General features: G+C 71.7%; 8 protein-coding genes and 1 pseudogene. 6 read left to right on the top strand and 3 right to left on the bottom strand.

The features are described 5' to 3' along the window. Together GT030_RS20730 and GT030_RS20725 are read left to right on the top strand one after the other, a co-directional pair. Positions 1-147 (top strand): transposase (locus GT030_RS20730; protein WP_161202379.1); only part of this gene is annotated, 147 nt, incomplete at its 5' end. A gap of 52 nt (positions 148-199) precedes the next feature. Then, complete coding sequence (locus GT030_RS20725; protein ID WP_202460350.1) at positions 200-430, top strand: hypothetical protein; 231 nt, start codon at positions 200-202, stop codon at positions 428-430. Between the two features lie 772 nt (positions 431-1,202). Here GT030_RS20725 and GT030_RS20720 read toward each other — a convergent pair. Then, positions 1,203-1,391, bottom strand: coding sequence for a hypothetical protein (locus GT030_RS20720; protein ID WP_161202378.1), 189 nt, complete (start codon positions 1,389-1,391; stop codon positions 1,203-1,205). A 252-nt stretch (positions 1,392-1,643) separates the two neighbouring features. After that, the gene (locus tag GT030_RS20715; protein ID WP_161202380.1) at positions 1,644-3,221 is read right to left on the bottom strand and encodes a Na+/H+ antiporter; all 1,578 of its coding nucleotides are present in this window, start codon (positions 3,219-3,221) and stop codon (positions 1,644-1,646) included. A 231-nt stretch (positions 3,222-3,452) separates the two neighbouring features. Here GT030_RS20715 and GT030_RS20710 point away from each other — a divergent pair, with 231 nt between their 5' ends. The 3 genes from GT030_RS20710 to GT030_RS20700 all read left to right on the top strand — a co-directional run bounded on the left by GT030_RS20710 (position 3,453) and on the right by GT030_RS20700 (position 7,263). Further along, entirely contained in the window at positions 3,453-5,948 is a 2,496-nt protein-coding gene (locus GT030_RS20710; protein ID WP_161202377.1) for an ATP-binding protein, read from the top strand. Continuing rightward, the gene (locus tag GT030_RS20705; protein WP_161202376.1) at positions 5,948-6,748 is read left to right on the top strand and encodes a DUF4118 domain-containing protein; all 801 of its coding nucleotides are present in this window, start codon (positions 5,948-5,950) and stop codon (positions 6,746-6,748) included. Before GT030_RS20710 ends, GT030_RS20705 begins: the two co-directional genes overlap by 1 nt. A 302-nt stretch (positions 6,749-7,050) precedes the next feature. Beyond that, entirely contained in the window at positions 7,051-7,263 is a 213-nt protein-coding gene (locus GT030_RS20700) for a hypothetical protein (protein WP_161202375.1), read from the top strand. Between the two features lie 6 nt (positions 7,264-7,269). Here the strand turns inward: GT030_RS20700 and GT030_RS20695 are convergent, their stop codons facing one another. Continuing rightward, on the bottom strand, positions 7,270-7,791 hold the full coding sequence (locus GT030_RS20695) for a hypothetical protein (RefSeq protein ID WP_161202374.1): 522 nt from the start codon (positions 7,789-7,791) through the stop codon (positions 7,270-7,272). 209 nt (positions 7,792-8,000) lie between these two features. Here GT030_RS20695 and GT030_RS20690 point away from each other — a divergent pair. Further along, positions 8,001-8,423 (top strand): annotated as a pseudogene (locus tag GT030_RS20690) (amino acid permease); the annotation flags it as partial.

The raw sequence follows: 8,423 nt of genomic DNA, 5'->3' as shown, positions 1-8,423 counted from the left end.
TGGGTCATCGAACGCACCATGTCCTGGCTGACCGGATACCGCCGCCTCAACCACCGCTACGAACGCCACCCCCGCAACTACCTGGCCTTTCTCGGACTGGCCGCAGCCCTCTGCTGCTACAAACGGTTCCGGAAACTGACCATGTAGGACACGGTCCAAGACATCGTTTCTTATGGCGTGATCGTTCGTTGAACCGTGCATGACGGATCTGGTCGAGCGGCTGGTGCCGGATGAATTGGTCCTGCACGGCCTGATCAGCCCCATCGTCCTGGTCTATCGGCTGGTCCTCACCAACCGCCGCTCGCTGCTGGGCGACGCGGCCAACGGACCGCGCTGCCGGATCGCCGCCACCGCCGTGGTCGTCGGCTTCGCGGGCATGTCCACCGTCCTGCTGGTGCAGACGGTCCTCGGCTGGCTCGGCCTCGCCTGACGTTCCGTCACTCGAAGGCCCTCATGCAGAACGTGGGTCACGCACCGCACGGCTCCTCGTGCGATCAGGAAAGTCCCGATGTCCGGAGTACCGCCTGGATCGTCGTCGATGCGGTGGCCAAGCCGGTCCAGAACCTCCGAACCCTGCCATAGCGTCCCACGCTCCCGGGACCGACGGACGCCCGTGTCGAGTGCGTGCCAGAGCAAGGGGTTGGCCGCGAGGATGCGGGGATCGAGTTCCAGGCGGTGGCCGTGGACGTCCCGTAGGACCAGGTGGGAGGAGACGCCGTCGTACTGCCGTACGGCTGCCAGCGCGTCGGTGTGGACGATGCGACGACGCCAGGGCGTGCGCACCGCGAGCCAGCCGGGGCCCGCGCTCACCCGCTGCGGCAGCAGGATGGCGCACACCACAGCCGACAGCGTGACCCACAGGAGGGCGCGCGGTGCCGACAGGGTGTCGGCGTCCCAGTCGACCAGGAAGGCCAGCGCGCCGAACACCAGGGCGCAGCTCACCGCGAGCCGGACGCTGCCACGCCAGTGGCGGTCGCCGGCCGGGGCCACCGGTCCGCTCCATCGCATGTCACTGACGCTAGACGGCCGTATGGGGCCCGGCGAGCGCTGCTGACGGAGCCCTGATGCCGCACGGGGTGATCCTGACGAGATCCCTACGCCCTGCCTCGCCTCTGCCCGTGTGGACGCACGGGCGGCGGGCACGGTCCGGTTCGGCCTCGCACCTCTCGAATCGTCTGGCCGGGAGCCGGAGAACCACCGGGTCAGGGTCGGACGCCCAGAGCGAAGTCGTACGACGTGTCCTTGCCGCCTTGCAGCCAGGTGATGCGGATCTGAAGGCCGCTCGCGTCCGGGTGCAGGGACAGATGCGCGGTGAGGCTGAAGCCGAGGGCGACGAAGCCCAGGCGGTCGAGTTCTGCATGGGCTGGGAGCCGGGTACGTCCAACGCGCATTTCGGGGCGTGGATGGCCGCGCTGGACAAGGTGGCGGGCATCAACCGCGCCCACTTCACCTCCTCCGTCGGCGCGGGCCGCTCGGCGGTGAGTGGCCGCTCCCGTGGGCGGGCGGGTTGCTGTGCGCGGCGATGCTCCTGGCCGTGCTGGGGCTGCGACCGCGGCTGGCAGAGTTCCGGTAACCGCAGGCGAGTAGATGCAGTACGGCCACCGGAGCAGCCAGATCCGGTGAATGTGCACGGCCGGGATCCTTCAGGCGTCCGCCAGCCGGGCTTCTTCCAGGTCCAGGCCGCGCTGGAGGCGGCGGCGGGTGGTGTCGCTTATGGCGTGGGAGTCGTAGAGGAGCTGGAGTTCGGTCGCCTCGACGGTGATCAGGTCACGGCGCAGCTGGCGGTAGACGCGGTCGGCGGACTCCGTAGCCGCGCCGTCGGGACCGTCGCCGCCGGTGAGGCGGTCGCGGGCGTCGTCGAGGCGGGCGGTCAGACCTCGGCGCAGGCGGTCCACGACGACGTCCGGTACGACCTCCAGCTCTGCGAGCTCCTCCAGCCGGGCGAGGCCGGCGTGGGCGAGGTGGGAGCGGGCCCGGGCCTCCTCGCGCGCGGTGTGCGCGGGTTCCAGGGCGATGCCGGAGCGGCGGACGACCGGGGCGAGGGTGAAGCCCTGCACGACCAGGGTGACGACCACGACGGAGGTGGTCAGGACCAGCACCAGGGGGCGATCGGCGAGCGGGGTACCGTTCTTCGTCACCTCCGGGATGGACAGGGCGGCGGCCAGCGGCATCACCCCGCGCGTGCCCGCCCACGTCAGCACCATCGGCACCCGCCAGTTCACCCGTCCGATGCCGCCCTTGCGCTGCACGAGCGCCGACAGCGGCGCCAGCCACAGCAGGCGTACGGCGACGAGCGTGCCGGCGACGGCAAGGGCGTACAGCGGCCATGCCCGGTCGCCGTCCGCCAGCGCCCGCACCTCCGCGGGCAGCGCCAGCCCGATGAGGCTGAACACCACGCTCTCCAACAGGAACACGACCGTCCCGTACACCGCGTGGAGCTGGAGCCTGATGCGGGCGTTGGTGAGCCGGTCACCGCGCCCGCCGAGCACCACACCGGCCACCACGCAGGACGTCACCCCGGAGGTGTGCGCGACCTCCGCCAGCAGATAGGCGGCGTACGGTGTGACCAGGGCGATCACCGTCTCCAGCACGGGGTCCTCGGTACGGCGCCGGATCAGCATGATCACACCGGCCACCGCCGCCCCGATCACCGTGCCGCCGCCCGCCAGCACCAGGAACTTCCCGCCCGCCGCGTCCCAGTTCGCGGCGGCCGAGGCCACGGCGATGCCAGCCGCCACCCGGACCAGGACCAGCGAGGTGGCGTCGTTGAAGAGGCTCTCCGCCTGGACGAGGACCTGGACCCGGGGCGGCAGGGCGAGCCTGCGGCCGAGCGCGGTAACCGCGACGGGTTCGGTGCTGGCCAACACCGCGCCCAGCACGAACGCCATCTGCCACGACAGGGGTGTCACCAGCACTGCCACCGCGCCGACGGCGGCCGCCGAGGCCAGCACCAGGCCGATGGCGAGGATCCCGACCGGCTTCCACACCGCGCGCAACTCCCGCCAGGGCATCTCCTCGGCGCTCGCGTACAGCAGCGGCGGCAGCACCACGAGCCCGATGATGTCGGGGCTGATCTCGATCTGCGGGGTGCCCGGTAGCAGGGCCACGCCGAGGCCGGCGACCACGAGCAGGGAGGGCGCGGGAATCCGCCACCGGCGTGCAAAGGTGGCCACCACCGTGGCCAGAACCACGAGGGCCAGAACCGTACCTACGCCGCGCATGCCGTCCCCCTGAGAGAACGGGAGCCACTCCGACTCCCGGCCGACCAGACTTCCCGGCACACCTGCCCTCACCTTATCGGGCCAGATCGCGTCAAGACACTGTCAAGGCCGCCCGGGCCGGCGCCAAGGAACCGCTAACAACCGTGCTGACCGTTCCGCGAAGCGGCTTCCTAGGAGGAGGAACCCTCCCGCGAAGGGGGGTGGATCAGAGAGCGGAGCACGTCGGCGGCGATGAGTGACCTACGGCCCGGACGACTGAAGGTCTACCTCGGGGCGGCGCCGGGGGTCGGCAAGACCTACCGGATGCTCGACGAGGGACGCCGCCGTGCCGCCCGCGGGGCGAACGTGGTGGTCGGTTTCGCGGAGTGTCACGGACGCCCGCACACGGAGGCGATGCTCGACGGCCTGGAGACCGTACCTCGCGTCTCCTGCCCCTACCGGGGCGGGGAGTTCGAGGAGATGGATCTGGCCGCCGTGCTCGACCGGCGTCCGCAGGTGGCGATCGTTGACGAGTTCGCTCACAGCAACGTCCCCGGTGACGGCCGCAATCCCAAGCGCTGGCAGGACATCGGGACCCTGCTCGGCGCCGGCATCGACGTGATCACGGCGCTGAACATCCAGCACCTGGAGTCCCTCAACGACGTGGTCGAGAAGATCACCGGCGTGCCGCAGCACGAGACGGTGCCTGACGAGGTCGTCCGGCGCGCCTGGCAGATCGAGCTGGTGGACATGCCGCCCGAGGGCCTGCGCCGCCGCATGGCGCACGGCAACATCTACACGCCTGAGAAGGTCGACGCGGCCCTCGCGAACTACTTCCGGCCGGGCAACCTGACCGCGCTGCGCCAGCTGGCGCTGCTGTGGGTGGCCGACCGGGTCGATGAGGCGCTCCAGGAGTACCGCTCCCAGCACGGCATCGGAGGGGTGTGGGAGACCCGGGAGCGGGTGGTCGTCGCGCTGACCGGGGGGCCGGAGGGCGACACCGTGATCCGGCGTGCCGCACGTATCGCCGACCGGTCCGTGGGCGGCGACCTGCTCGCCGTGCATGTGGCGCGCAGCGACGGCCTGGCCGCCGGGGTCTCGCACGCCTCGCTCGCCCGCCAGCGCAGGCTCGTGGAGGACCTCGGCGGCAGCTACCACTCGGTCGTCGGCGACGACGCGGCCGGCGCGCTGGTGGAGTTCGCCCGGGCCGAAAACGCCACGCAGCTGGTGCTGGGCACCAGCCGCCGTGGAAGGCTCGCCCGGTTTCTCACCGGGCCGGGTACCGGGGAGACCGTGACAGAGCTGTCCGGGGACATCGACGTCCACCGGGTCACCCATGAGCGGGCCGGGCGCGGCACCCTCCTGCCGTCCCGGCGACGCACACTGTCGACGGCTCGGCTGATCGCCGGACCGGTGGCCGGGCTCGTGCTGCCCGTACTACTCACCATCGTTCTCGCCCAGCTTCGCGGGACGCTGAACCTAACCAGCGACGCCCTGCTGTTTCTGCTCGCCGTGGTGGGCGTCGCCTGCATAGGCGGGGTGGTCTCGGCGGTGATCGCGTCGGTGACGGCGTCCCTGCTGCTGAACTACTGGTTCATCCCGCCCGTGGGACAGTTCACCATGAGCGACCCCAACGCGCTGCTCGCCCTAGGGGTGTTCGCGGTCGTCGCGGCCACCGTGGCCGCCGTCGTGGACCGTTCGCTGCGCCTGTCGCGCCGCTCCGCGCGCGCGACCGCGGAGGCGGAGACCATGTCGTCGCTGGCCGGCAGCATCGTACGCGGCGAAGCGACCATCCCGGCCCTGCTGGACCGGACGCGCGAGACCTTCGGCATGGAGTCCGCGGACTTGGTCGACGAGCCGCCCGACGCGCCCGGCGTGACGGGCGTGGCCGCCGGTCCCGGCGACTGGCTCGCACTGCGCGGCCGCACGCTGTCGTCGTCCGAGCGGCGGGTCCTGGCCGCCTTCGCCGCGCACGTGGGCTCCGCGGTCGAGCGCGCCCGGCTGGCCGAGGCGGCGGCCGAGGTGGAGCCGGTGAAGGCCGCCGACCGGCTGCGCACGGCCCTGCTGCGGGCCGTCGGCCACGACCTGCGCACGCCGCTGGCCGCGGGATGGGCCGCGGTCACCTCGCTGCGCAGCCGGGACGTCGCCTTCTCCCCGGCGGACCGCGACGAGCTCCTCGCCACGGCCGACGAGTCCATGGCCAAGCTCAACCGGCTGGTCGAGAACCTCCTCGACCTCAGCCGCCTGGAGGCGGGCGCCCTCACCCTGAATCTGCGGACCACCTCCCTGGAGGAGGTGCTGCCCATGGCCCTGGCGGACGTACCGAAGGCCGAGGTGGCGGAGGTGGAGGCCATCCCTGCGGTGCTGGCCGACCCGCCGCTGCTGGAACGGGTGATCGCCAACCTGGTCGGCAACGCGGCCCGCCACACGCCGCCCGGGAAGAAGGTACTGGTCACCGCCAGCGCCTTGGCGGGCAGGGTGGAGCTGCGGGTCGTCGACCGGGGTCCCGGGCTGCCCGCCGATGGCCGGGACCGGCTCTTCGAGCCCTTCCAGCGGCTCGGCGACACCGACAACACCACGGGCCTCGGCCTCGGACTCGCCCTCGCGCGTGGTCTGACCGAGGCCATGACCGGGACCCTCACCCCGGAGGACACCCCCGGCGGCGGCCTCACCATGGTCGTCTCGCTGCCGATCGCCCCCCAGGCCGTGGCGGCCCGAGCGACCGAACAGAGCATAGGAGGCGCATGATGAGTACTGTGACCGGCATCTGGAAGCAGCACCGGGGAGGAAGCAGAGCTGCCCCCCGGACCTGGTCGCCGCGCGACCGGCTCGCCCTGACGGCCGGCCTGGCCGCCCCCTTCCTGGTGGCCCTCGTGCTCGTCCCGTTCCGTACGAGTCTGTCGCACACGAACGCCGCTCTCATCCTCGTCGTGGCGGTCGTCGCAGTGGCCGCGTTCGGCAGTCGTACGGCGGGCGTGGTCGCCGCGCTGTCGGCGGCGGCCTGGTACGACTTCTTCCTCACCAGGCCCTACGAGACCTTCGACATCACCGCATCCGCAGACATCGAGACGGCGGTGCTCCTGCTGGCCGTCGGCCTGATCGTCTCCCAACTCGCCGCACGTGCCCGGCGTTTGCAGCTCCTGACGGTGACCGACGCCGCCTACCTGGCACGCATCCACCGGACAGCCGATCTCGTCCAGTCCGAGAACTCGGCGGACACCGTGGTCGACCACGTCCGCGGCGAGCTGACCGACCTGCTCGGCCTGCGCGCCTGCCGCTTCGAGTACGGCACGCTCATGGGCCGTCCGCCGCGCCTGGAGAACGACGGCAGTGTGACCGTGGGCCGACGCACCTGGAATCCGGACACCGACGGCTGGCCCGAGGGCGAGACCGAACTGCGGGCCTACGGCAACGGGCACTACCTCGGCCGCTTCATGCTCACCCCCGGCCCAGGCCCCGTACCTTCGCTCCAGGCCCGGCTGGTCGCGGTGACCCTGGCCGACCAGACGGGGGCGGTGCTGGACACGGCCGGACCGGTGCGCGGGTGATGGAACCGGGCACGGCCGACTCCTTTAAGCGATCTTGAAGCCGGACCGGCTGCCCGGTGAAACCGGTGCGGCCCTTCCCGAGGTTCCTTCTCGGTGTGACGTCAACTCTCGACCTGCGACATGAACCCTGATCGAAGACAGGGTCTTCCCCGGTGTCGTCCGCCCGACCCGGTCACGAACGAGTCGGTCGCCCGCCGCTAGTGGAGTGCGGCTCGCTGCTGTTCACCTGCGTGGACGTGGCCGGACACCCTGAGCTGGAGGGGCGCTTGGTGCACTAGGCGTTCCGGCAGAACGAGTGGCGGGTGCTCGCCGTCGGGGCCGCGGTTCCCGCGGTGGAGGTGTCCTCCACGGACCCCCTCACCGGCCTGCGTGCGGGCGGGTCAGGCTCCGACTGGCGTCCCGGGCAGGGCCGGGTGCGGCGGGCCGGTGACCGGGTGGTCCTGGCGACCACCCGGCGCGGGCTGGACATCCTCATGACGGGCGTGCAGCCGCATCCGGTGAATAGGAGGGACTGAGTCGTCCTAGTCCAGTCCGGACGCCTTGAACACGGCCAGCGCCGCCTCGCTGTCCATGCGGGCCGAGAGGCGGCGCAGCGCGGTCTGCCCGCACAGCAGCAGACCGTCGGCCGCCGCCTTCCGCGCGCCCTCGTTCAGACGGACCCACAGCTGCGGGTTGCGTACCAGGACCTCGGGATCGATCTCGACGCGGCCACCCAGCGCGTCACGCAGCAGGAGCCGCGCGGAGATGCCGTCCAGGCAGCGGACCGACACCAGCAGGTCTGTCCGTACCCGGCGCTCGCGCGCCAGCCGGCGCGAAGCCAGCCAGTTCCCGCCGGCGGACACCCGGGCGGGATACAGCACGACGAAGAGCAGGCCGGAGAGAGCGAGCCACAGTGCGGCGCGCCACGGGGCGATCCGGCCGGTTCCCCAGTCGAGCAGGAGCAGGAGCAGGAGCAGCGCGGCGGCGCAGCGGACGGCGCTCCACAACTCCCGCGTCCACTCCAGCTCGTTCGCCGCCTCACCTGATACGTCAGGGCATCCCATGGTGCAGACGGTAGTGACCTGGGGAAGCGGATCGGCGGACCTTGATGCGGACCTGACGGAGATGCCCGTCAAGGTCCCGTCAAGGTCGGCCGCTTGGGCGCGAAGATGCCGCAAGGAGCAGTGGGATGCGGCGGGAATCGGTCAGAACCTGAGTGCACCCGCGCGCTTCGACCTTCGTGCGCGGCTCAGGGAAGAAGGAGCACGCACCCATGTCCGTCCTGACCACCAAGCAGCCGGATGCCGTTCCCGCCGGCGAGGAACCCCCGGATGCCGGTGAACGCCACCGGCTGACCGCCGTCACCGGCCTGGCCGCGCTGTCGCTGGACGCCATGGCGTCGGTGGCGTACGGCCCGGAGGCGATCGTCCTGGTCCTGGCCACCGCCGGCGCGCACGGACTGGGCTTCACGATGCCTGTCACGCTGGCCATCGCCGCCCTGCTGGCGGTGCTCGTGGCCTCCTACCGTCAGGTCATCGCGGCCTTCCCGGACGGCGGCGGCTCCTACGCCGTGGCGAAGACGCATCTGGGGGCGCGGACGAGTCTGGTTGCCGCGGCCTCGCTGGTGCTGGACTACGTGCTGAACGTGGCCGTCGCCGTCACTGCGGGTGTCGCCGCCCTGACCTCCGCCTTCCCC

Source organism: Streptomyces sp. SID1328, assembly GCF_009865595.1.
Classification (GTDB): Bacteria; Actinomycetota; Actinomycetes; order Streptomycetales; family Streptomycetaceae; genus Streptomyces; species Streptomyces griseoluteus.
This window is presented reverse-complemented; position numbering and strand designations above follow the sequence as displayed.